A 23,167-nucleotide genomic window follows, 5' to 3' on the forward strand; every position below is an offset into this window, starting at 1 on the left:
GGCGTATCAAATATCGAAATGCGACACGTCGATATTGCCGATGAATTCGGGGCCGTATGGCGTGTCGTCGCCGCATTTGACCACGAACCAGCTGTCGGTCGAGTTGTTGTAGGTCTTGTCGATCTTGCCGTGATCCATGAAGTCGAGCTTGGCGCCCGGCTCCATGAGGTAGAAGCCCTTGTCTTCGAAGATCTTCTCCCGGCCGGTCACTATACGCACGATATTGAGCAAGGACAGATCGATCGTGTCTTCGGCCGAGAGATTGGTGAATTTGAAGCGCGCGGTCAGGCCCTTGCCGTCCAGCACCTGAGAGGGATCGACGCCGGGCTGGAACTGGATGGAGACCGTGTCGGCGCCATCGCCGGTATTGATCACGATCGGCGTCTTCTGCAGCTTGTTGATGGTGAGCGTGAGGTTGTCGTCGCCACCCGAAAGCGCGAAGACGTCGAACTGGTTGAGCATAACCGAGACATTGCCGGAGGCATCGCCGGCGAGCTTGAACTTCTCGACATTCTTGATGTTGAAGACCGGACGCGACGCATATACCATGACGGTATCGGTGCCGCCGTCGCCTGCTTCGTTGATGGCGTCGTTGTTGTTGCCGCCGATCAGCGAGGGATTGGACGGGGTCTCGGAACCGCCGACCTCATTGGATGCGTCATCGGTGAGGAAATAGATGTCGTTGCCTTTGCCGCCGACCAGCTGATCGCCAGAGCTGCCGCCACCCCAGAGCCTGTCGTTGCCGCCACCGCCGATCAGGACGTCGACACCGAGCCCGCCATAGAGCCGATCGTTGCCGTCGCCGCCCAGCAACCGGTCGGACTGGGGACCCGTAAGGAGACCGGTGTCGCCCAGGATCACATCATTGCCGGTCCCGCCGTCGATCGTGTCGGATCCGCCGGTGCCGACGATCAGGTCGTCGTCGTTCTTCCGGCTGTTGAACTTGTCACCCTTCTGGTCACCGAAAAATTCGCTGCCGGCACGCAGGTTGACGAATAGCAGTTCCTCCATGCGGCCGATGTCGATGCCGTAGAATTCGGCAACGCTTTCCATCGCCGGCTGGAGGTGATCGACGATCGTATCGGAACCACCGTTGCCGAGGCCGATCTTCGACGGGTCGAAATCGTTCTCGTATTTCAGGATGTATTTCCGGTTCCGGGCATAGGCCGCGCCGACATCTTCCGCCTCATCGATATCGACGAAATCCGGGTCGTTGTAGAGTTCGAAAACATCCGACTGAAAATAGCGGCGGGCGGCAGTGGCGTTATTCACCGTCTCGGCCTCGCGGTCCATGTAGCGGATGCCGAACCAAGCGCCCGCGCGGTCGCCGTTGAAAAGCAGGTCGTCCATGACGTCGCCGATATCCGCGCCCTGCTGCAGCATCGAGGCGAGCACCGCCCGTTCCTCGGATTCAGGCAGGCCGACGTCGCCCCAGGACGCGAGTTGATCCTCGATAGTGGACAGTGCCATTTCGACGAACTGCTTGGCCTGGTCCGGACCGGCAAACTCGAACTTCGTCGGGAAGCCCGGCAGATCGTTTTCCTGCCCCCATTCAACGAGGACGTTGTTCAGCTTGTTGCGCAGGCTAGCGACGGTGCCGGAATGGTTGTCCAGCACGGTGAAAAGGCGCCCGTTGAGATCGGAGTCGCTCGAACCGGTAATGGCAAGCGTCGCTTCGGACAGGAAATTCTCGAGGATGAAGTTCGGTCCGATACGCGCATTGCCCGACTTGTCCATATAGGGCTTGAAATTCTCGCCCCAGATCTTCGTCAGGACTTCGCCGTAGCGGAAGTTGTCATACCCGGTGGGGTCCCCAACTGGATCGAACTCGTCGTATACTGGAAATACCATCAGAGACCCCGAGATATCTATGCCCGCAAAACACGCGGCACTCTTCAAGGCCGCACATACTTGACGCTTTGCTACAAAATTGCGGTCAAACTTGGAAGCCCCCGCTGGAACGCGTGTCGTCTGCGTGAAACAATACTGCGTAGCCGATGGACCCGCCCCGAATGATCCCTCCGGCATTCCCATTTCCCGAAGACGGAATCAATGCTAACGCTCTCACCAGACAACAGCTCGAAAGCCTGAACCCACCTGATGCTACGCCTGCCCTTCCTTGTCGCGCTTGCGCTTCTGACGGCTTTCGGTCTCGGCATAGGCTCGGCCGTGGGCATGCTGGATGCGTCCTCCGGTTTCGGGGCGATCCGGCTCGGGCCGTGGGCGGCATTTCCCGAGGCGCAGACCTCCGCCGCCGACCCCTATGCGCGCTCGCACCGGGCGCGGGCCGGCAAGCTGCTGCTGGCCACGGCCGAAGGGTTGCAGTTCCAGGCCGATGTCGACGAGGACGGCGCGCGGCTGTCACCGCGCTGCACCTATGCGATGGATGGGCTGACGCCCCCTGCCCGCTTCTGGACGCTTTACGCGGCCAACCGCGACATGGAGCCGCTGATGCCCGCCGAAAACCTGCCCGCCGCCTTCAATGCCTGGAACGTGCTGCGCCGGCCGGATGGCAGTTTCCGCGTTCTGATCTCGGCCGAGGCACAGCCCGGCAACTGGCTGGCGATCCGCCGCGATACCGCCTTCCGGCTGGTGCTGACGCTGCTCGACACGCCGACCGCCGGCTCCTCCGGCGTGCTGGAGATCAAGATGCCGAAGCTCACGCGCGTGAGCTGCTCATGATCCGCGCCGGTCTTTTCGCCATACTCGTTGGCCTTGTGGGCGCCGCCGTGCTGCATATCGTCATCATCCTGGCGCTGCCCTCCTTCACCGGGCTCGACGCCTATACCAGGCTCGCGACGTACGACGCACCGAACCGCTTCATCATCTTCGGCGACAAGCCCGACGAAATGGGCTTCTCCAACGGCGACCCCTATCTCCGCACCGCAGCCTGCGTCTTCGATGTCGGCGAGCGGCCGATGCACCTGATGGCAGCGGGCTCGGTGCCGTTCTGGTCGTTCGCGGTCTACGATTCCTCGTCCAACGAGGTGTTCTCGATGAACGACCGCTCGGCCGCCGGCGGCGACCTCGACGCCATCATCGCCTCGCCGCAGCAACTCGCCGCGATCCGCAAGACCAACCCGGATGTGATCTCCGAAAGCGTGCTGATCGAGATGCCGCGACCCGAGGGCTATGTGGTGCTCAGGGCACTCAGCCCCTCGCCCAGCTTCGAGGAGCCGGCGAAGGAGTTTTTGATGGAGGCGAGCTGCGAGGTGTATGAGGGGTGAATATCTTCACCGGCTCACTTCTATTCCAGATTGAAACTTGCTAGCCTTGATAGAATTTTTTCGAGACACCTCACGTGTTGCTGAACGAGTGATTGCATGCAGAGATTTTTAGGTGGAGAAGTTGTCGTCGTCGGAAACACCGATTTTCTTGGTTATTCCACACCAAGCATATTCGAACTCCCCGAGGGCGGATGGGTTTCATCGTGGTTTGACTACGACCCCGCCCCCGTTGCACACCAGCAGCGCTTCGACCAGAACGGCAATAAGGTCGGCGATGTAACCACCATTGCCAATTACGGTTATGTCACGGTGGGGCTGGCGAATGGTGGCTGGGTTATTGGCACGAAGGTCGGTGCGTTTGACGCTAATATCAGCCTCTATGACGCCGATGGCACTCAGTTGATCTTCCAATCGCAGGTAAACAGCGGCAACCTGGAGTATGACTCACTACCGTCCATCGCTGGCCTCGCTGATGGCGGCTGGATCATGACATGGGCCGGCTATCTCACTGACGGCGCTCCCGACTACGAACCCGAGGTCTACCAGCAGCGATATAGCGCCTCTGGCGTCGCCTTGGGGCCAAATCAACGTGTCAACGCGACTGACGCGTTTGAGCATCGGTATGCAAACGTGACCGCACTCAGCGATGGTGGCTGGATAGTTGCCTGGGGCGGCGGCGAGACTTTTGCCTCGGCGGGCAGTTTACAGAATGTCTTGCTCCAGCGCTATGACAAGGACGGCAATGCGGTGGGAGGCGAGGTACGGGTCAGTGATCCGGACAAGCAAACGCGCGTGGCGCCGTCCGTCACTGAGCTTGAGGATGGTGGCTGGGTGGTCGCATGGGGGGCACCGGACAGCAACCGGACATACCAGCAGAGATTTGACAAGGACGGCAATGCCGTTGGCGACCAAGCTTCACTGAACTACAATGCAATAAGCCCGCCGCAAGTCGATGCGCTTGCTGACGGCGGCTGGATGATGAGCTATTTCAGCTATTTTGACAACGAGCACGAACTTCATGTGCAAGCCTTCGCCGCCGACGGCGAGGCTGTGGGTGGCAAAGTGGTCGTTGATGTCGATTCCAGATATGCGAGCCACACGATAGAAGCTCTCGACGACGGTCGATTTTTCGTCACTTTCGCGTCCGGATCGGAAGTGAGACAGCAGATCTTCTCGATGGGTGAAAATGCCGTGCCGGTCTCGACGGATGATCAAGGCGCCATGTACGAAGATGATGCCCTGTTCGTCGATGTCCTCGCCAATGACACGGACGGTGACGGCGACAGGTTGACAATCGAATCTGCCACTGTCGTTCATGGTAGTGCCACCGTAGCGATCGATTTTGGTCAGCTAGTCGTGTACGACAAGAGCTATCACCTCACTAAGGGCGACACCGGGACGCTTGTCATTGAATATACGATGACTGACGGCTTCGAGACGGAGACCGGGCAGGTCACGATCCAAATCACAGGCGAACACTCGGATGGTGACCAGATCATGGGCAGTGAGGAAACGGACGCGCTTCGCGGCACGGAATCCTTCAATGAAAGCTATTTCGCACACGGCGGCAATGACTTAATTCAAGCCATGGGCGGAGACGACTTCCTTTGGGGCGAAGGTGGCAAAGACTGGCTCATGGGTGGAGATGACGACGATATTCTCGTCGGCGGCAAGGGCAACGACTTGCTCGAGGGCGGAGACGGCAAAGACGTTTACGTGTTTTTCCGAGGCGGCGGACGCGACAGAGTTCAGCTGGATTATGGCAAGACCGACATCATCGACCTCTCCGACTACGGCTTCAAGTCGTATAACCAACTCGACAAACTCGTGAAGCAGAAGGGCAGTGACTTCGTCATCAATCTGCCAGGCAAGGACTGGCTCTATATTGAAGACGGCGCCTATCACGGGGTGGATGCCATCATCTGAGCTGTCCCGAGGGTCTCTCTCTCTGAATTTCCCTTTGACATCAAGCAGATAGCTTTTTTATCACTATTCAAGGACATACGATGACCAAATTCATTGCCGATGAAATCACCACTCTCTCCACATCCGGCTCCCATCATTTCTCCAAGACATCCATCGACGAACTCGCAGATGGCGGATGGATTGTGACGTGGGTGGTGGATGAGGGGGTTACAACGGGCGTCCGGATGCAGCGCTACGATGCGAGCGGATCCAAGATGGGCGGCGAGCAGAATCTCGGACTCTTGTACTCACCTGCGGTCACGACGCTGTCTGATGGCGGCTGGCTGATCGCTGGCTGGGACTGGGACGCGACTACAAACACTTCAGTGGAAACCGCCTGGCGTTTCGACGCGTCCGGCCACCGGGTCGAGTTGAACGATGCGATGGACGGAGGATCAGAGTTTCTTGCCGGGCTGCCGGATGGGGGCTGGGTCGGCATAGATTTGCAACAAACCGGCGCGCAATGGGACCTCGTCCAGCAGCGCTACGACGCCAATGGACAGCCTGTGGGCTCCAGCGTCATTCTATCAACCTTACCCTATTCCGGGATCTATGATAGCGACGTGACCGTGCTCGAAGACGGTGGTTGGGTCGCCACATGGAATGGGCTTGACACCTGGTATCAGCAGCACTTCACCAGCGACGGCATTGCGTCAGGCGCCATATCGACATATCCCGCGACCTATTTCTACACACCGATGATCACGGCGATGAAGGACGGCGGCTGGATGACGCTCTACCAGCAGGGAGATCTCCGCTATACCCAGCGCTATGACGCAAATGGAACAAAAGTCGGCGACGGTGCCGTCATCGGTGACGTGCCTGACGGCGGCACTCCGCTGACTATTGCCGGCCTGAGCAACGGCGGCTGGGCTATTGCGTGGTCGCATCTCTCAGACGAGGATTTCCATTACTACGACACAGTGGTGCAGGTCTACGACGCCGACGGAACATCGGTGGGCCGCCCCTACGTCGTTCACGACCTGGTCGGCGTCGACACGAGGATCGAGGCACTGGATGGTGGTGCGTTCGTAGTGAACTGGGAGTGGAATGACGGTCAGCATACCCATGTAAAGCAGCGGATCTACCGCCCGACGGATAGCAACGATCCGCCCGTTGCCGTCGATGACGTCGGGACCGTGGCCGAAGGCGAACAGGTTCAGATTGATGTGTTGCAAAACGATGTTGTCGCCGATTGGGGCGACGTACTCACCGTCGAATCCGCAAGCGTCGTACAAGGGGAAGGCAGCGTAACGATTACCGAAAGCGGCCAATTGCTGGTGACGGACGCACATGACGACCTAGTCAAGGGCCAGCAGGCAACGCTCCTCATCGAATATACCATGACCGACGGCTTTCATACGGCGACCGGTGAACTCGTTGTAACCGTCAACGGCGTCACACGTGCTGGCGATGTCGTCATGGGGACCCAAGGGGCCGATAGCTATCGAGGCATCAACGGGTCGGAAACATATTACGGTCTCGGCGGCAATGACAACGTTCATACTAAAGGCGGAGACGATTTCCTCTTTGGCGGAGATGGCGACGACAAGCTCTTTGGCGACCGCGGCAACGACACACTTGTCGGAAGCAAAGGCGACGATGTGCTGGCGGGCGGCGATGGCTTCAACGAGTTTGTGATCTTTCGCGGCGATGGGCGTGACCGGATCCAACTCGGTAGAGATGGCTACGGCAACACTTTGGATCTCACCGATTTCAACTTAAGGTCAACTAACCAGCTCTACAAACTGGTGAAGGAAAAAGGCAACGACCTTATCATCGATCTGCCTGGCAACGGTCTACTTTACATCGAAGACGGCGCAAATCGCGCCATATTCGCCGACATCTGAGTAATCCTGCAAGCGTCTTGCATCGCCGCACCTCAAATATCATAACTCACCGCCGTATTCAGCGAGGCGATAAACCGTTTCGTCCGCTCGCGCTCCGGAGTCTGGAAGATGTCCTTCGGCGCGCCGCTTTCCACCACCACGCCGGCATCGAGGAAGACGACGTGGTCGGCAACGCGGGAGGCGAGGCGGAGGTCGTGGGTGGCCATGACCATGGTCGTGCCTTCGCGGGCGAGGCGCGAGAGGACTTCGACGACTTCCTCCGCCAGTTCCGGGTCAAGCGCCGAGGTGGGCTCGTCGCAGAGCAGCACCCGGGGCGATGGGGCGAGCGCCCGGGCGATGGCGACGCGCTGCTGCTGGCCGCCCGAGAGCGTCGAGGGCCAGGCATCGGCCTTGTGTGCCATGCCGACTTTTTCGAGGAGCTCCAGCGCACGGGCGCGGGCCTTGTCGGCCGGCCATTTCAGCACGGTCAGCAGGCCTTCCATGACATTGCCGATCGCCGTCTGGTGCGGGAAGAGCTGGAAGTTCTGGAACACCATACCCGTCTGGCGGCGGAGCTTTTGCACATCGGCCCAGCCGGGCTTGCGGCCGGGGGTGAAGTCGAGCTTCGCCTCGCCGAGGCGGATTGTGCCGGAGGTCGGGATTTCCAGCAGGTTGATCGAGCGCAGCAGTGTCGACTTGCCGCCGCCGGAGGGACCGACGAGCGCTGTGACGCTGCCTTCTGCGAGTGTCAGGCTGATATTCTTCAGCACGTGATTGTCGCCGAACTTCTTTTCGATATGGGAAAGCTCGATCATGTCCGCGCCTCCAGATAGCCGCCATAGCGTTCGAAGCGCTTCTCCAGCCGCTCCTGCAGGGCCGACAGCACCGAGCTCAGCGCGAGATAGATCAGCGCCGCCTCGATATAGAGGATCAGCGGCTCGTAGGTGGTGGCGACGATGCGCTGGGCGGTCTGGAACAGTTCCGGCACGGTGATGGCGGCGGCAAGCGAGGTGTCCTTGACCAGCGAGATGAAGGTGTTGGACAGCGGCGGCACCGAGACGCGGGTCGCCTGCGGCAGGATGGTGCGGGCCATCGCCTGGCTCCAGCTCATGCCGATCGAATAGGCCGCCTCCCATTGGCCGCGCGGCACCGAGGAGATGGCGGCGCGGACAATCTCCGACGTATAGGCGCCGACATTGAGCGTGAACCCGATCAAGGCCGCCGAGAAGGCATCGAGCACGATGCCGGTGCTCGTCGGCAGGCCGTAGAAGATCACGAACAGCTGGACGAGCAGCGGCGTGCCGCGGAAGATCCAGACATAGAACCGGGCGAGCCACACCAGCGGCTTCGGCGCAAAGAGGCGCGTGACAGCCGTGACCAGGCCGAGCGAGAGGCCGAGCACGAAGGACAGGAGTGTGAGCGGGATGGTGAAGATCAGGCCGGCCCAGAGGAGAGAGGGCAGCGAATCCAGCATCAGTTGGAGCCAGGGTGGCACGGTGGTGTCCTTTTGGGTGGGTGGCGCGGAAAAGAAATACCCCGCCCCAACCCCTCCCCACAAGGGGGAGGGGCTAACCCGGAGCGACCGCCTTGCCATGAAGCAAACTCTCAACGAGTGGCAACCGGCACAGTATTGGGGAACGGTGAAGTTAAGGGAGGCGGGCACGGCTGGGTTAAGCCCCTCCCCCTTGTGGGGAGGGGTTTGGGGCGGGGTCTTTCCTAGAGCCTCAACTTACTTCGAAACATCCGCCCCGAAATACTTGTCAGCAATCTTCTGGTATGTCCCATCCGCCTTAATATCCACCAGCGCCTTGTCGATGGCGGCCTTCAGCTCCGCGTCGCCCTTGCGGAAGATGATGCCGGAATAGTCGGCGTCGGCCTGTTCGGCGGCGATCTTCACCGGGGCGTCGGGCTTGTGCTTCTTGAAATCGAGGAAGGACAGGCTGTCGTTGATCGTGGCATCGGCGCGGCCGGTCAGCACCAGCTGGATCGACTGGTCGAAGCCATCGGTACCGACCAGTTCGGCGCCGGAGGCCTCGGCGAGCTTGCCGAAATTCGAGGTCAGCGACTGGGCCGACTTCTTGCCCTTGAGATCGGCGAAGCCCTTGATGCTGTCATCGTCGGCGCGGATGATCAGTACGGCCTTCGAGGCGATATAGGGTTCGGAGAAATCGTATTTCTGCTTGCGGGCGTCGGTGATGCCGACCTGGTTGGCGACCACATCATAGCGGTTGGCATCGAGGCCGGCGATCAGGCCGTCCCACTTGCCTTCGAGGAATTCTGCCTTGACGCCAAGCTTCTCGGCGGCGGCCTCGCCGATCTCGACATCGAAGCCGACCAGCTTGCCATCGGGGTCGTGGAAGGTGAAGGGGGCGTAGGTGCCCTCGGTGCCGATCTTCAGCACGCCGGCGGATTTGATCGCGTCGAGGTTTTCGCCGGCCTGGGCGGGCGCCAGCAGCGCTGCCTGCAGAAGGGCGGCGCCCGCGATTGTCTTTAGCCAATTCATTGTCATTCTCCATTCTCTCGTCTTGGGGGTGGCGGGAGAATAACAAATTGGCGGCGGCAACGTTCAGCAGCGCGTTGCGCAAAAAAGCGGCAGAAGCGGAATATTATTGCGCGTATTGCGGAAAGACTGTCGCGCCGTTCGGGTGAGCGCGATTTTCGACGATTTCAGCCGGCCGGGCTGCGCAACCGTCCGGCCATGATACGGCCAAATGTCCTCCGGGCTCAGCGCCCGTCGATCGCCAGTTCGGCCTCGCGGGCAGCGAGCAGCAGTGCCCGGCGGGCATGGGTGGCAGGGCGGCGGCCATCGAGCACGGCGGCGCAGGCGCGCAACGCCTTCATGAAGGCGGAACCGTCGAGCCTCGGCCATTTCTCGGCCAGGAACCACGCGGCCTCGCCCGCGCTTCTGATGGTGATTTTTCGGGCGCCGCCCGAACTCAGGGTTACCGGTATGCTGAAAAACTTGTCGTCTGTCATGCTCATTCTCCGGCGCATCAACGCAATGAGCGGGCAAAGGTTCCACTGAAAATCCGGTAACATCTCAATTACTTACCGGTGATCAGTCTTGCTTCCCCCTGGCAATGGCGGCCGCTTGCGCGCCAGCCCCGCAGACTAAGATGCAAAGCCTATGCCAGGCTGGATTATGTGAGGGGATTCTAATGGTTCGGACGTTGTCGGGCACCGGGACGGCGGGCGAATCTTAAGGCGCCGTTAAGCGTGCCAAGCGATCAGACCGCAAGAAGCGCAATTTGCACTTTAGGTTGATTGCATGTTGCCGGTCTTTTTGAAATAAAACCCGCAAATCTTACGGAATCTGATTCGTCATAAGGAGTGCGCAGATGGCAACACTGGGAACCAACCATAACGACATCCTCGAGGGTACCGAGTTCGCGGATGAGATTTTCGGCAAACAGGGCAAGGACCAGCTTTTCGGCCTTGACGGTGACGATTTCCTCAACGGCGGCCAGGGCAAGGACCAGCTGACCGGCGGCGAAGGCGCGGACACGTTCGTGTTCACCAAGGGTTCCGGCAAGGACACGATCACGGATTTCGATTTCGGCGTCGACATAATCCAGGTCGCCAAGGGCGGTTTCAAGGGCATCAAGGATGCCGACGACGTGGCCAAGCACGCCAAGGAATTGAAGAACGGCGATGTCGAGATCAATCTCGGCAAAGGCACCAAGATCGTGCTTAAGGGCGTCGATATCGACCACCTCAAGCAGCACGCGGACGACTATTTCGACGTCGTGTGAGTGTCGCCGCCCGAGGCGGAGAGCTTCTCTTCAAAGCCCGATTGCGAAAGCAGTCGGGCTTTTTGGTATGGCAGATAAAACCGTTATTTCAATTACTTGCGGCACTTGAAACGGTTGAAGACATACGAGAAGGGCGGCGCGAGCCGCCCTTCTCGTTTGGAAACTGAGCAGGCATCCTCACATTCACCATGCGGTTCAGCGGAGGGATGATGCTCTCAATCTTTCGGCAACAAGTCGCGCCGCTCACGCGCGGTTCTGCGGATGATATCCGCGATTTCGGGATTGCTGCTCGACAGAATCTGGAAATCGACTGCGTATAGTGACAATAACGAGACCTCGGTTGCGGCACTGACCGTCGCCAAACGGGGCTGACCGCTGAGGAGCGCCATCTCGCCGAAGAAGCCGCCAGGTCCGAGCTCTACCGGGCTCGGGGTCGCGACCGTGACGCGGCCCTCGACGATGAAGAACATCTGTTCTCCCGTCTCACCCTTGCGGCAGATAACGGTGCCAGCCGGCACGATGCGTGGCCTGAGCGCGCGGACGACCTCGACGAGCGCAGCCGCCCCGAGTTTCTGGAACAGCGGCACGGCCGCAACCAGTTGCCAATTGCGCACGAAGTCATGACGGCGGACTTCTTCGTAGAAACCGGTGGCGAGGATGCCGGCCCAGAGCGCAAAGATGCCTATGCCACTCATCATCACCAATCCGGCAAGGACGCGACCGGCGAAACTCTGGGGAATCGCATCGCCATAGCCGGTTGTGGACAGCGTCGCCACCGCCCACCACATCGCCTGGGGAATGCTGCCGAATTTGTCCGGCTGGGTGTCACGCTCGATGAGATAAGCGGCAAGCGCTGCACCGAACAGGACGATGCCGAAAATCGAGGTGACGCCGATCAGGTTACGCGCCTCGTTCGCCAGGACCCTGCCCATCAGCCGGAAGTAGGTGGAATGGCGCAGGGGCTTCAGCAGCCAGATTGCACAATAGAGATATCGATCACGCGTGCCGATCAAAAGGAACGCAGCTAGCGGGATCAAAACAGCAAGCACATCGATGGTCAGCACGGGCAGGTTTGTACTGCCCCCGCTTGTCCGCCGCGCGATCAGCGTCCCGATGAGTTGCAGTACATAGACGGTCCAGATGCCGGCGAGCAGGACCTGCAGCAAGAAGCCAGTTTGTACGGATATGCCCGGTTTCGTCAATGCAGCAATCGCCAGCAGTCCGATAGCGGCGAGAAGCGCGTTAAGCCGCGCGGAAGTCCTGGAGAAAAGCAATGCCGGCATTCGATCTCCCTCAGAACAGCCCGACACCCCGCTCGCCGATCCTCGGGACAAGCCCGGGGATGACGTCGCGGGTTATGCAAAGTCTGTCAGCAAGCGGACCCGGTTGCAACGGCAGCCGGGTTTTTCTTTGGCGACGGCGCCCTTTTGATGCCCTCAGTCCTCCAGCCCGCCGCCCTTCTTGCGCTTGGCTTGCGACAACTCCCGGCTGGCGATCTTCATCAGGTTGTCGGTGCGGCGCACGAAGCGCTTGGTGATGCGGGTGACGATCGTGCCGTCGGCTGGCGCCGTGACCTTCACGTCGCCCGAGGCGTCGCCCGGCGTGGTGACGATGGTGGCGAGGTGGTCGCCCTTTTCGACGACTTCGCCGAATTCGCGCTCGAACAGCACCATGCCGGTCACCGGTGCATCGACCATCTGGACATAGTCGAGGCCGGCGACGGCGCCTTCGAAGCTTTCCTTGCGGATCGGCTCGCCCGCGATCACGCCACGGCGTTGCAGGAAGGCGTAGAGACCCTCGGCGTCCATGCGGCCGAGCACGGGATCGACATCGGCGAGGCCGCGAAACTCCATGGTCAGCGAGATGCGGCCTTCGTGCCACGCCTTGCGGTTGCCGAGCGGGCCGTGTTGCCAGGCATGCGTCACCGCATCCTCGAAGGCGGATGACTTGCCGTCGGAGAGCAGCACCGCTTCGAGGCCGAGGCTCTCGGCGAGATCGGTCGCCTCCGGCCACCAGACCTCATGGAGATAGGCGTAGAGCTGGCTTTCGTCGTCGCAATGGAGATCGAGCATCAGGTCGGCGCCCGACGCCATGTGGAGCAGATGGTGCTTGAGCTGTTCGGCGGCCAGCAGTTCTTCGACGCCATCGAGCAGGGTTTCGCGCTCATCGCCCGACAGCAGCGGATAATCGCGGTTGAAATTGGTGCGGGAGCCGAGATCGAAGCGGCCTTCGTTGGCGCCGTTGACATACTGGCTGGCGCCGACCGGGTTGGCCTTGGGCACGATGGTGATGCTGCCCAGGATATCGCCGCGCTTCTCCGCAGCTTCCAGCATGGGAATCAGGAAATGCAGTGCCGCGACGCCTGGCAGTTCCTCGGCATGCAGCGCCGCCTGCATATAGGTCTTCGGCGCGGATGCATCGGTGCCCGGAAACTTGACGACGGGCAGGCGGAATTCGACACCTGGCGTGTCGCCAGCGATAACAATCTCGGACTTTTGCATGATGATGATTCCAGAATGAGGCTCTGGAACTGTCCTAGCGCATCGGGGCGCAAACCCGCAATCACGCGGAGGAAATAAAGGCGAGCGTCCCGCAGGCCGGGTCGTCAGACACACCGATTGGCGTGAAAATCCCGGGTGGCGGCCCGGAGGGTCAATGTGCCATTCAACTCAATGCTTCTTCCGTTTCGTGCCGGTCGACCGCGTCTCTGGGCGGTGGCCTTCATCGGTCCAGCGCTCGTAACGGACGCCGGTGAAAAGCAATATCCTGGCTTCGCAAGGCTCACTCGGCCGCTTGGGCTGTTTGTCGAGCCTTTCCTGTAATCGTATCACTTCTGCCATTCTCTCGTCTCCTGATTAGGATTTGAGACGGATGAACTTGAGATCGATCTCATCCTGCCGATGGCCGGCAGACGCTTTCCCTCAACCTGAAATCGGGATCGGGACAGTCGCGTCTTTCTCCTTTCTTCAGCCGTCGAGGACAATATACGCTGCCCGAAACGGCCAGTCTGTTACGCATGGAACACGTTGGGCGCCAAACATTAACGCCCCCTTAGCACTCTTGATCACAACATGGCATAGTTAACACCTCCTAAACAATTTGCATATAATTTTCAAAGCGACCTCTTGTTTATGCGTATTGCAGGTAACTTTCGCGTGTCTGACCGATTTAGAGAATTGGAAACCCCGCTCATGCGGATGAAAGATGTGGTGCTCATGGCGACTGTGTCGAGCTTCGAGAACATGGCGCAACCCGGCCGCCACGAGCTGAAGCAGTTTTCCGAACTCTTCGAGCCGGTTTTCAAGGCTTCGCGCGACGAAGCAAAGCGCAACGCCATCGCGGCGATCTCGCGCTGCGCCACCGTGCCCGACCAGGTCGCCTGGTTCATTGCGACACAACCGATCGCGCTGGCCGCCATCTTCATCACCACCAGCCCGGCGATATCCGACGAAATGCTGATCCAGATCGCGCGCACTCAGGGTCCGCTGCATGCCAAGGCCGTGGCCGCGCGCGAAAACCTCTCGGTGAAGGTGGTGGATGCGCTGGTTTCGCTGCATACCGCGCTCGAAAAGCACAGAGGCGAGGACGAAGTAGCGCCACGCGATGCGGAAACCGCGCTGATCGAGGAACAGGGTTTTGCGGTGACGCGCGAGGAACAGCTCCGCCAGCACCTCAAGGCGCTGGTCCATCGCGACACTCTGGCGCGCGATGCCGAGACGGCGGAAAGCGTGGATAACACGCGTACCAGCCTGCTGATCCGTTTCGCGCGGCTGAAGGAAGCGCGCAGCTTTTCCTTCACGCTGGCCGACGCGCTGGGTTCCAGCCGCTGGCTCTCCGAACGCATCATGCTCGACCTCTCGGGCCAGCAATTGGGCACGGCGCTGATGGCACTTGGGCTGGATGAAGCCGACGGGTGCTTCATGCTCACCCAGTTCTACCCGCATCTCAAGGAGATGGCCGGCACCGAGAGCCGCGCCGTCACCCTGTGGTCCGGCCTCGACCCGGAACGCTGCGACGACCGGATGCGCGCCTGGCTGCGCGCCGACGACTATGCCGAAGGCCGGAAGCCAGAGGACGAACAGGCCGCCAACGCCAACGACGCCCCTGCCCTGCCGCAAACGGCGGAACGGCCGGTGTTCGGACGCAGGCGCGCAGTGGGAGCGAAGCGGTAGCTGCACAACGGACGGCGATCAATACGGCTGGTAGATGAAATCGGTTTCGTCGAGTTCGGAAGGCCTCACGTCGAGCAGCGTGTACCTGTCGGAGTTCACCTCGATCACGGTGTCATGCCGGCCGGAGCGCCTGATGTCGTCGATGTCGGCGAATTCGAAATTTCTCAGGACGATGAAATCCTGCTCGCCAACGCCACCTTCGGCGTCGAAGTCGACGATGGTCCCTCTGTGGGAATACATTTCGATAACGAATTGATCGCTGCCGCCGCCGCCCCTTAGCCGGTCATTGCCCAGCGAGAAAACTAGCGAGTCGTCTCCCGCGGCACCCCAGACCTGGTCGTTGCCCTTGCCGGCATTCAGGCCGTCTTGATCGGGGGATCCGAAATACTTGTTGTCGGCGTTGTAGACTTCGCTGAACAGCCAGGTGTAGATCGAAAAACTATCTTCGAAGGCGACGTTCTTAATACGGATATCGGCGGCCCAAATACGCTGCATTCGCTCGCCGTCCTCGGCAACCAGATAGAAATCGCTGACGATACCGCCATCGAGCAGGCCCGCCTCGTCATAGGTGAAGCCGGAGCCCTTGAAAATCATTCGCGCGCCATTGCCGGAATCCTCGTAGACCGCACGGCGGCCGGTCTCGTGGATCAGCGACTGCGTCACCATGCCGTCAACGACATCCCGGTAGCCATCGTAATATCGGATCCTTGGAACATTCCCCATGGCCCACCTCGCGTGGCATTGGCTTGTGTAGCAGGCAGAGTTGCCCAGAAAGTCGCATGTGTCAATTCGCCCGACAACACCGGGCGCTCACCCGAAAATGAAATCGCCCTTGTCGAAGTCGCCTACCTTCTGGTTCTCGACCAGGATGAAATCGGCGCCGCTCCCGTCGGCGAAGTTGATCCGCACATCCTTGCCCGATTTCTCGAAATCGAGATCGGCGAAGCTGTCGTAGAGCGTGAAGCCTTCGATGCGGATGCGGTCCTGGCCCTGTTTGAAATCGGTGATCGTGTCGCCGCCGTCCAGCGTCGCATAGAGAAAGATGTCCCGGCCACCGCCGCCGGTCAGGATGTCTTCGCCCTGCCCGCCTTCGATGCGGTTGCCGCCGCCATTGCCCCTGAGCGCGTTGGCGCCGTCGTTGCCGGTCAGGCTGGCGTTCTTGCCGCCCGTCAGAATGAGGTTCTCGAGTCCGCTGGCGAGCGTATAGGAAACGCCGGTCCGCACCGTGTCGATGCCCCCAAGGTCGGTGATAACGATATCGGCCGATTTCACGACGAAAAGATCGTCGCCGATGCCGCTGTAGATCTGGCCGACGAATTTTCCTTTGTCGATGAACATGTTGTCGCCGGCGCCGAAGTAGATATCACCGTAGATGGTCCCGCGATTGGTGAAGCTGTCCTCTCCATTGCCACCGAAATAGGCGGCGCCAGCCTGCGCGGAAATCAGCCCTGCATTGGTGATCCTGGCTATATCGCCAGCACCGGATACGACCTGGATGGCGTTGACGGCGAGAATCTCGCTTGCCTTTCCGAGCGTGATCGTGACGTCAGGCGCTTCGAGGTGCATTGCGCCATAACCGGTCATGACGCCATGATTTTCGAATTCGAACGCGCCCGCCGTCGCATTCTGGCGCACGCCGAAGCCATTGACGGCTGCGGAGATCTCGCCATAGTTGACGAGACGGCCGGCGGACTCCTGAAGGCGGATGCCGACATTGCTCGCATCGATATGGCCCCGGTTGACGATATCGGAGGACACGGCGGTGAGGCTTATGACATTGGTGCCGGTGAGATAGCCGCCCTTGTCGATAGTGACCCTGGTGCCCTCGGCATCGATATCGAGCACGGGGTCGGTGCCGGCGGAGGCGAGCATTCCACGGATGATCAATTCGTTTCCATACGCACCTGTACCAAGAAACACCGCGGGGCTGCTGTCGGTGAATATCCACGTGGTGGGATCGAGAATATAGATACTGTCGCTCAGCGCGGGGATCTGCGTGAAATTGCTGCTGGAAAAGTAATAGGTGGCCAACACTATTCCTCCAATGGCTAGACGGCGACAACTGCGCGGCGACACTACCATCTGTGGGTGAGAAAAGAAGAGGCTATCGCGCGCCAGACCGGCGGCGAAAATATTGGGCCGGCCGACGCGTCACGCGAACAGCTTTCGAGAAAAAAGAATCAGCAGCGGCGCAGGCAAAGCCGCTGACACTGGTTATCCGAACAGGAAATCACCGCTGTCGAAGTCGCCGATCTTCTGGTTCTCGACCAGGATGAAATCGGTGACGTTCTCATCGATGAAGCTGATCCGCACATCCTTGCCCGATTTCTCGAAATCGAGATCGCCAAAGCTGTCATAGAGCGTGAAGCCTTCGATGCGGATGCGGTCCTGGCCCTGCTTGAAATCGGTGATCGTGTCGCCGCCATCCAGCATCGCATAGAGGAAGAGATCCCGGCCGCCGCCGCCGGTGAGGATGTCAGCCTCCAGCCCGCCTTCGATGCGATTGTTGCCGCCATTGCCCGTGAGCGTGTTGGCGCCGCCGTTGCCGGTCAGGCTGGCATTTTTTCCGCCGGTCAGGACGAGATGCTCGATCCCGCTGCCGAGCGTATAGGAAACGCCGGTTCGCACCGTGTCGATGCCATGCGCCCCGGCTTCGTTGATAACGGTATCGGCCGATTTCACGACGAAAAGATCGTCACCGTTGCCGCCGGTGACCACGCCCTCGAATTTTCCCTTGTCGGTGAACCTGTCATTGCCGCCATTGAGAGTGATGATGCCATAGATGGCTCCGCGATTGGTGAAATCGTCCACTCCATTGCCGCCGCGAAAGGCGTAGCCGGCGGATGCGGAAATCAGTCCTGCATTGGTGACCGTGGTCGTGTCACCGGCGCCGGAATCGACGCGGATGGCGTCGACGGTGAGAATCTCGCTTGCCTTGCCGAGGATGATCGTGATGTCGGGCGCTTGGAGCACAATTCCGCCAAAGCCGGTGATGGCGCCATGGTTCTCGAAATGGAACGCGCCCGCGGTGGCCGACTGCTCCACGGCGTAACCATTGAAGCCCGCGGAAATCTCGCCATAGTTGACCAGGCTTCCGGCGGACGCCTGAAGATGGATGCCGGCAGTGTTCGCATCGATGTGGCCCCGATTGACGATGTCGGAGGACGCGGCGGAGAGGAGTATGCCGGTGCTACCGGTAAGATAACCGCTTTTCTCGATGACGACTTTGGTCCCCTCGGCATCGATATCGAGCACGGGATCGACGGTGGTCGAACCAAGCGTGCCCCCGATGCGAAGCTCGTTTCCATGCGCGTCGACGGCCACACGCAGCGCGGAGCCGCTGACGGTGAAAATAAAGGAGGTCGGATCGAGAGTATAGATGTTCTCGCTTGCCGTGATGGTCTGCGTGACCAGGCTGGAAACAAGTTGATGGGTGGCCAAGTCAGGATCCTTTTCATGCGGGGCGCGGGGCGGGTGTTTCGCCTCATCCATACCATCTATGAGCGAGAAAAGAAGGCCTCATCGCGCTCCTGGCTGATGGTGGACGTATTCGGCCGGCAGACACGTCATGCTTGCAGCGTTCGCACAAAAAAGCAACCGCGCGGGGGATTTGCGAAGCTGCAACCTGCATGACGGGTTTTACCTTGCGGGCGCGTATCGGATGCGGCATCTTCCGCGGCAGGCTGGATCGCGGCATTGGCGCAGGCGGCGGCCGAGGGGACGGGACATGGCATCGTACAGCTTCAACGCGGATAGCATCGGCGACAACATCCAGGCCGATCTCGGGGGCTTCGGATTCGCCTATATTGGTGAGAACGTGACCGTCGCAAGTCTTCTCTCCTCCGCGATCCAGGGTTCGGGTTCCTTCCATTCGGTCTTTGTGGAGGGCACGGTCGTGGGCGTCGGCGCGATCCTGCTGGGCGACGACCCGGATGTCGACACGGGCCAGCAATTGTTCATCGGCGAGCAGGGATCGGTGATCGGGATGGTGCCGAATTTCAACGCCATTCAACTCACGGGAAGCGGCTCGCAGATCGACAATCGCGGTGAAATCCACAGCGCCTTCCAGGGCGTCACCGTGATCGGCAACGACGCAGGCGGCAGCGTGTCGAGGCTCGACAATCACGGCACGATCGAGGCGACCAGCTGGGCGGTCGCGCACCAGGGATCGGAGAGGTTCGTCGTCCGGAACTGGGGTCTGATTTCGTCGTTCGACGGCAATGCCATAACCGGCGCTTTCGGCAACACGGTCGAGGAAATCGTCAATCTGGGCGAGATCGTCGGCAGCGTCTATCTCGACGGCGGGAACGACCAGTTCGATGGGCGAAAGGGCATCCAGTCATTTGTCGATGCCGGCGGCGGCGACGACGCCGTTCTCGGCGGGACCGGCAACGAGATTCTTGCCGGCGGCGCGGGAAAGGACATTCTCTCGGGCGGCGGCGGTAGCGACACCTTCGTTTTCGACGCAGCGCCGATAGCCGCCAACGCGGACCGGGTCGCGGATTTCAACACGAAATTCGACCTGATCCGGCTGGACAGCATCGACTTTGCCGGCCTCGTTGCAGGCGCGCTCGCTGTCGATGCGTTCATCGCCAACAAAAGCGGCAAGGCGCAGGATGCCGAAGACCGCATCATCTACGAGACCGATACCGGCCGCCTGCTTTACGACGCGGACGGCAAGGGCGGCGACGCCGCCGAACTGGTCGCCACACTCTCCAGGGGACTCAGATTGACCGCCGCGGACTTTTTCGTGATCTGAGGCGGGAACCCGGAAACGGCGGAACGTCGTTCCGCGGAACGCGGTGGCGAAACCGTCTCAGCCGAAGAGGAAATCGGCCTTGTCGAAATCGCCGATCTTCTGGTTCTCGACCAGGATGAAATCGGCGCCGTTCTCGTCGGCGAAGCTGATGCGAACGTCGTTGCCCGACTTGACGAAATCGAGATCGCCAAAGCTGTCGTACTGGGTGAAGCCTTCGATCCGGATACGGTCCTGGCCCTGCTTGAAATCGGTGATCGTCTCGCCGCCGTCGAACTTGGCGTAGACGAACGTATCCTTGCCGGCGCCGCCGGTCAGCGTGTCGGCGCCCTCGCCGCCCGCGATGACGTTGTTGCCCGCATTGCCCTTGATGATATTGGCGCTGTCATTGCCGGTGAGTGTCGTGTTCCTGCCGCCGAGCGCGATCAGGTTTTCGACATTGGGGTCAAGCGCGAAGGATGTGCCGATCTTGACGGTGTCGGTGCCGCCCGCGGCCAGTTCGACTATTTCGCTGGCGCGCCGCAGGACGAAGGTGTCGTTGCCGCCGCCGCCCGAGAGCTCGCCGAGGAACTTGCCCTTGTCGGTAAACCGGTCGTCGCCCTCATGGAGGATGATATCGCCATATATGGTGCCCCGGTTGAGGATGATGTCCTTGCCGTCACCGATGTTGTTGTAGGCGTAACCGGCAGCGTTGGACATCAGGCCGTCATTGGTGATTTCCGCCGTCTGCCCGGCCGTCGAGTGCACCAGCATGCCGATGGAGCTGTGGATCTCGCTCGTCTTGCCGAGCTTGACGATCAATTCCGGTGCTTCGAGATGGAATGCGACATAGCCGGCGATCACGCCGTGGTTTTCCGCCGTGAATGTGCCTGATGTAGCCGACTGACTGATCGCGTAACCCAGGCTGCCGGCGGTGATCGTTCCATGATTGACGAAGCGCCCGGCGGAATTGTCGAGAAAAAATCCGATGTCATCGACGCTCACGAGGCCGCCATTGACAATATTGCTGGAAACGCCGTCGACCTCGACACCCACCTTGGCGCCAACGAAGCCGCTCTTGGCGATCAGGAGCCGCGTATCCGCGCCATAGATGCCGATCGCCGGATCATCACCCGGCGTGCCGAGCGTGCCGCGAATGTCGAGCCGGTTTCCCGTGGCACCGGGTATCACGAGGATAGATGGCGAGTTGGTTGTATAGATCACGATCGCCGGGTCGAGGATGTAAGTGTTGTCGTCGCCGGTGATTGAGTAGGTGAAATCCTGGCTGGTATCGATATGGGTGACGGCCATGGCCTGCTCCTTCTTCGATAGGCGCAACCTTATAACGAATTGAGAGTGGAATATAATCGAAATCGAATATTTGGCGGCGGGCTGCCGCCCAGATCGTCTGCCTCAACTGATGAAGCGAAAATCACGCACATCGACATCCCGGCGGCGAAGAAGACAAAAAAATCCCGAAACAGCGCAGGGGAACGCCATTCCGGGACTGGGGGTCGAAGCCTGGGGGGAGGCTTCAGAAAATCGAAAGACGGCGTTCCTGATCTTCGCGTGCCTCACGGCTCGAAGCGATGATCGAGGACGCAAACGTGGCCACGAACATGGCCGAAATCAGTGTGGCGAACAGGCCGAGCGCAAATGTCATTGTCTCATCCTCTTGGCTTGGAGCACCTTTTGCATTGTGCGGAGGCTCCTTTACTTGGCTGGTAAACGATTGTCGGGCGCCGTTTATTCGGCCTCGCTAATCATTTCCTTGCCGATGAACGCAACGTCTCACGATTTTGTTTCATCGGAGTGTCAAGACAGGGTGAATTTTGTTTCAACATCGGCTGCCGGCACTTTCGAGGCACATGTCGCAGGCGTGAAACAAAGACGCCCCGGACACCGGGGCGCCAGACTGATGACAAACCCCTGGTGATTTCTGGGGGTTTGTGATTCACTGGGACATGTTGAAGAAACCAGCGCCCCAGCAGACCGCGCTTGAGATGGTCAGTCTCGAGAGTTTGGTTCCCGCAGATCACCTGCTTCGCAAGATCGATGCGGTGATCGACTTTTCTTTCATTCACGATCGCGTTGCGGGGCTCTACTGCCCCGACAACGGCCGCCCGCCGCTCGATCCGACCTTGATGTTCAAGGCCCTGTTCATCGGCTATCTCTATGGCGTGCGTTCCGAGCGCCAACTGGTGCGCGAGATCGAAGTCAATGTCGCCTATCGCTGGTTCCTGCGGCTGAGGTTGACCGATCCGGTGTTCGATGCCTCGACGCTGTCGCAGAACCGCAGGCGGCGCTATCAGGATGCGTCGGTGGCCCAGGATATCTTCGATGCGATCGTCGAGCAGGCGATCGGTCACGGCCTGGTCGATGGCCGGGTTCTCTACACCGATAGCACGCATCTCAAAGCCAATGCCAACAAGGGCAAATATGATCTTGCGATGGTCGCCAAGTCGCGCGCTGATTATTGGGACGACCTAGACCTTGCCATCGACGCGGATCGCATCGCCCATGGCAAGTCGCCGCTGAAGGAGAAGGAACGTGAGCCGGAGGTGAAGGAAACCAAGGTGTCTCGCGCCGACCCGGAGAGCGGCTACATGGTGCGGGATGGCAAGCCGAAGGGCTTCTTCTATCTCGACCACCGCACGGTCGATGGCAAATTCGCCATCATCACCGACACTTACACCACGCCGGCCAATGTCCATGACAGCATCGTCTATCTTTCCCGGCTCGACCGGCAGCGTCAGCGCTTCGACTTCGACGTCCAGGCGGTGGGCCTGGATGCGGGCTATGCGGCGGCAGGCATCGCCAAGGGCTTGGAAGATCGCGAGATCACCGGCATCACCGGCTATCGCAACCCGACGCCGCCCAAGCCGGGCATGATGCGCAAGTCGAAATATGCCTTTGAGCCGGAGACCGACGGCTATCGTTGTCCCGAGGGACAGTTACTGACCTTTGCCACCACCGACCGCAACGGCTACCGGCATTACACCTCCGATCCAGCCATCTGCCAAACGTGTCCGCTGCTTGCCTCCTGCACATCCAATGCCAAGGCGATCCGCACCATCACCCGCCATGTCTGGGCCGACGCCCGCGAGCGAACCGACGCCCACCGCCTGACCCCGAAGGGCAAGGCGATCTACAAGCGACGAAAGGAGACGGTCGAGCGCTCCTTTGCCGATGCCAAGCAGCTTCACGGCCATCGCTACGCGCGCTTCCGAGGTCTGGTCCGCGTCACCTGCCAGTGCCTGCTGGCCGCTTGCGCCCAGAACATCAAGAAAATCGCCATGGCAATGGCCCCAAAGCCATCCCCAAGACCCGCATGAGCGGGGCAAACCCCTCATCGCAGCCGACAAAACCCAACCCAAAAACCGCGCCATCCAAAAACAACAAAACCCGCCGAAAATATCGACGGGTTTGTCAGCAGTCTGACGGCCCCGGAGACCGGGGCGCCATGTTCGCGGCAACGGATTTCACG

General features: G+C 60.2%; 21 protein-coding genes. 8 read left to right on the plus strand and 13 right to left on the minus strand.

Features of this window, described 5'->3' with window-relative positions; genetic code table 11:
• Positions 1-6: 6 nt before the first annotated feature.
• On the minus strand, positions 7-1,851 hold the full coding sequence (locus ACSQ26_RS14665) for a calcium-binding protein (RefSeq protein ID WP_436009976.1): 1,845 nt from the start codon (positions 1,849-1,851) through the stop codon (positions 7-9).
• A gap of 249 nt (positions 1,852-2,100) precedes the next feature.
• Here ACSQ26_RS14665 and ACSQ26_RS14670 point away from each other — a divergent pair, with 249 nt between their 5' ends.
• The 4 genes from ACSQ26_RS14670 (at position 2,101) to ACSQ26_RS14685 (ending at position 7,042) form a co-directional block, all read left to right on the plus strand.
• Positions 2,101-2,682 carry a DUF1214 domain-containing protein gene (locus tag ACSQ26_RS14670; protein WP_436009978.1) on the plus strand — a complete coding sequence of 194 codons (582 nt, stop codon included), beginning with the start codon at positions 2,101-2,103 and terminating at the stop codon, positions 2,680-2,682.
• On the plus strand, positions 2,679-3,227 hold the full coding sequence (locus ACSQ26_RS14675) for a DUF1254 domain-containing protein (protein WP_436009980.1): 549 nt from the start codon (positions 2,679-2,681) through the stop codon (positions 3,225-3,227). Before ACSQ26_RS14670 ends, ACSQ26_RS14675 begins: the two co-directional genes overlap by 4 nt.
• A gap of 96 nt (positions 3,228-3,323) precedes the next feature.
• Complete coding sequence (locus ACSQ26_RS14680; RefSeq protein ID WP_436009982.1) at positions 3,324-5,153, plus strand: Ig-like domain-containing protein; 1,830 nt, start codon at positions 3,324-3,326, stop codon at positions 5,151-5,153.
• Positions 5,154-5,233: 80 nt separating this feature from the next.
• Complete coding sequence (locus ACSQ26_RS14685; protein WP_436009984.1) at positions 5,234-7,042, plus strand: calcium-binding protein; 1,809 nt, start codon at positions 5,234-5,236, stop codon at positions 7,040-7,042.
• A gap of 32 nt (positions 7,043-7,074) precedes the next feature.
• On the opposite strand, the gene ACSQ26_RS14690 is transcribed toward ACSQ26_RS14685, so the two are convergent.
• The 4 genes from ACSQ26_RS14690 to ACSQ26_RS14705 all read right to left on the minus strand — a co-directional run bounded on the left by ACSQ26_RS14690 (position 7,075) and on the right by ACSQ26_RS14705 (position 9,997).
• On the minus strand, positions 7,075-7,836 hold the full coding sequence (locus ACSQ26_RS14690; protein WP_436009986.1) for an amino acid ABC transporter ATP-binding protein: 762 nt from the start codon (positions 7,834-7,836) through the stop codon (positions 7,075-7,077).
• Positions 7,833-8,516, minus strand: coding sequence for an amino acid ABC transporter permease (locus ACSQ26_RS14695; protein ID WP_436009988.1), 684 nt, complete (start codon positions 8,514-8,516; stop codon positions 7,833-7,835). The genes ACSQ26_RS14690 and ACSQ26_RS14695 overlap by 4 nt, the downstream gene beginning before the upstream one ends.
• Positions 8,517-8,750: 234 nt before the next feature.
• Positions 8,751-9,524, minus strand: a complete 774-nt coding sequence (locus ACSQ26_RS14700; protein WP_436009990.1) for an amino acid ABC transporter substrate-binding protein — start codon at positions 9,522-9,524, stop codon at positions 8,751-8,753.
• Between the two features lie 221 nt (positions 9,525-9,745).
• Positions 9,746-9,997 carry a DUF982 domain-containing protein gene (locus tag ACSQ26_RS14705; RefSeq protein ID WP_436009992.1) on the minus strand — a complete coding sequence of 84 codons (252 nt, stop codon included), beginning with the start codon at positions 9,995-9,997 and terminating at the stop codon, positions 9,746-9,748.
• A gap of 362 nt (positions 9,998-10,359) precedes the next feature.
• On the opposite strand from ACSQ26_RS14705, the gene ACSQ26_RS14710 reads away from it, so the two are divergent.
• Complete coding sequence (locus tag ACSQ26_RS14710; protein WP_436009994.1) at positions 10,360-10,773, plus strand: hemolysin-type calcium-binding protein; 414 nt, start codon at positions 10,360-10,362, stop codon at positions 10,771-10,773.
• A gap of 215 nt (positions 10,774-10,988) precedes the next feature.
• Here the strand turns inward: ACSQ26_RS14710 and ACSQ26_RS14715 are convergent, their stop codons facing one another.
• The 3 genes from ACSQ26_RS14715 to ACSQ26_RS14725 form a co-directional block, all read right to left on the minus strand.
• Positions 10,989-12,056, minus strand: coding sequence for a cyclic nucleotide-gated ion channel (locus ACSQ26_RS14715; protein ID WP_436009996.1), 1,068 nt, complete (start codon positions 12,054-12,056; stop codon positions 10,989-10,991).
• Between the two features lie 153 nt (positions 12,057-12,209).
• Complete coding sequence (locus tag ACSQ26_RS14720) at positions 12,210-13,274, minus strand: peptidase M14 (RefSeq protein WP_436009998.1); 1,065 nt, start codon at positions 13,272-13,274, stop codon at positions 12,210-12,212.
• A gap of 168 nt (positions 13,275-13,442) precedes the next feature.
• Positions 13,443-13,613 (minus strand): hypothetical protein, encoded by a 171-nt coding sequence (locus ACSQ26_RS14725; protein ID WP_258161196.1) that lies wholly within the window; start codon positions 13,611-13,613, stop codon positions 13,443-13,445.
• A gap of 351 nt (positions 13,614-13,964) precedes the next feature.
• On the opposite strand from ACSQ26_RS14725, the gene ACSQ26_RS14730 reads away from it, so the two are divergent.
• Positions 13,965-14,945, plus strand: coding sequence for a DUF2336 domain-containing protein (locus ACSQ26_RS14730; RefSeq protein WP_436010000.1), 981 nt, complete (start codon positions 13,965-13,967; stop codon positions 14,943-14,945).
• A gap of 18 nt (positions 14,946-14,963) precedes the next feature.
• Here ACSQ26_RS14730 and ACSQ26_RS14735 read toward each other — a convergent pair whose 3' ends face one another.
• The 3 genes from ACSQ26_RS14735 to ACSQ26_RS14745 all read right to left on the minus strand — a co-directional run bounded on the left by ACSQ26_RS14735 (position 14,964) and on the right by ACSQ26_RS14745 (position 18,386).
• Positions 14,964-15,668, minus strand: coding sequence for a hypothetical protein (locus tag ACSQ26_RS14735; protein WP_436010002.1), 705 nt, complete (start codon positions 15,666-15,668; stop codon positions 14,964-14,966).
• Positions 15,669-15,755: 87 nt separating this feature from the next.
• Positions 15,756-16,976, minus strand: a complete 1,221-nt coding sequence (locus tag ACSQ26_RS14740) for a calcium-binding protein (protein WP_436010004.1) — start codon at positions 16,974-16,976, stop codon at positions 15,756-15,758.
• 183 nt (positions 16,977-17,159) lie between these two features.
• On the minus strand, positions 17,160-18,386 hold the full coding sequence (locus ACSQ26_RS14745; protein WP_436010006.1) for a calcium-binding protein: 1,227 nt from the start codon (positions 18,384-18,386) through the stop codon (positions 17,160-17,162).
• 286 nt (positions 18,387-18,672) lie between these two features.
• Between ACSQ26_RS14745 and ACSQ26_RS14750 the strand changes: the two genes are divergently transcribed.
• Entirely contained in the window at positions 18,673-19,704 is a 1,032-nt protein-coding gene (locus ACSQ26_RS14750; RefSeq protein ID WP_436010008.1) for a calcium-binding protein, read from the plus strand.
• Between the two features lie 57 nt (positions 19,705-19,761).
• Here the strand turns inward: ACSQ26_RS14750 and ACSQ26_RS14755 are convergent, their stop codons facing one another.
• Positions 19,762-20,991, minus strand: coding sequence for a hypothetical protein (locus ACSQ26_RS14755; protein ID WP_436010010.1), 1,230 nt, complete (start codon positions 20,989-20,991; stop codon positions 19,762-19,764).
• Positions 20,992-21,214: 223 nt separating this feature from the next.
• On the minus strand, positions 21,215-21,343 hold the full coding sequence (locus ACSQ26_RS14760) for a hypothetical protein (RefSeq protein ID WP_258161190.1): 129 nt from the start codon (positions 21,341-21,343) through the stop codon (positions 21,215-21,217).
• A gap of 301 nt (positions 21,344-21,644) precedes the next feature.
• On the opposite strand from ACSQ26_RS14760, the gene ACSQ26_RS14765 reads away from it, so the two are divergent.
• Entirely contained in the window at positions 21,645-23,015 is a 1,371-nt protein-coding gene (locus ACSQ26_RS14765) for an IS1182 family transposase (protein ID WP_436010012.1), read from the plus strand.
• Positions 23,016-23,167: the final 152 nt, after the last annotated feature.

The sequence above is a fragment of the Rhizobium sp. LjRoot254 genome, assembly GCF_964254105.1.
Classification (GTDB): Bacteria; Pseudomonadota; Alphaproteobacteria; order Rhizobiales; family Rhizobiaceae; genus Rhizobium_E.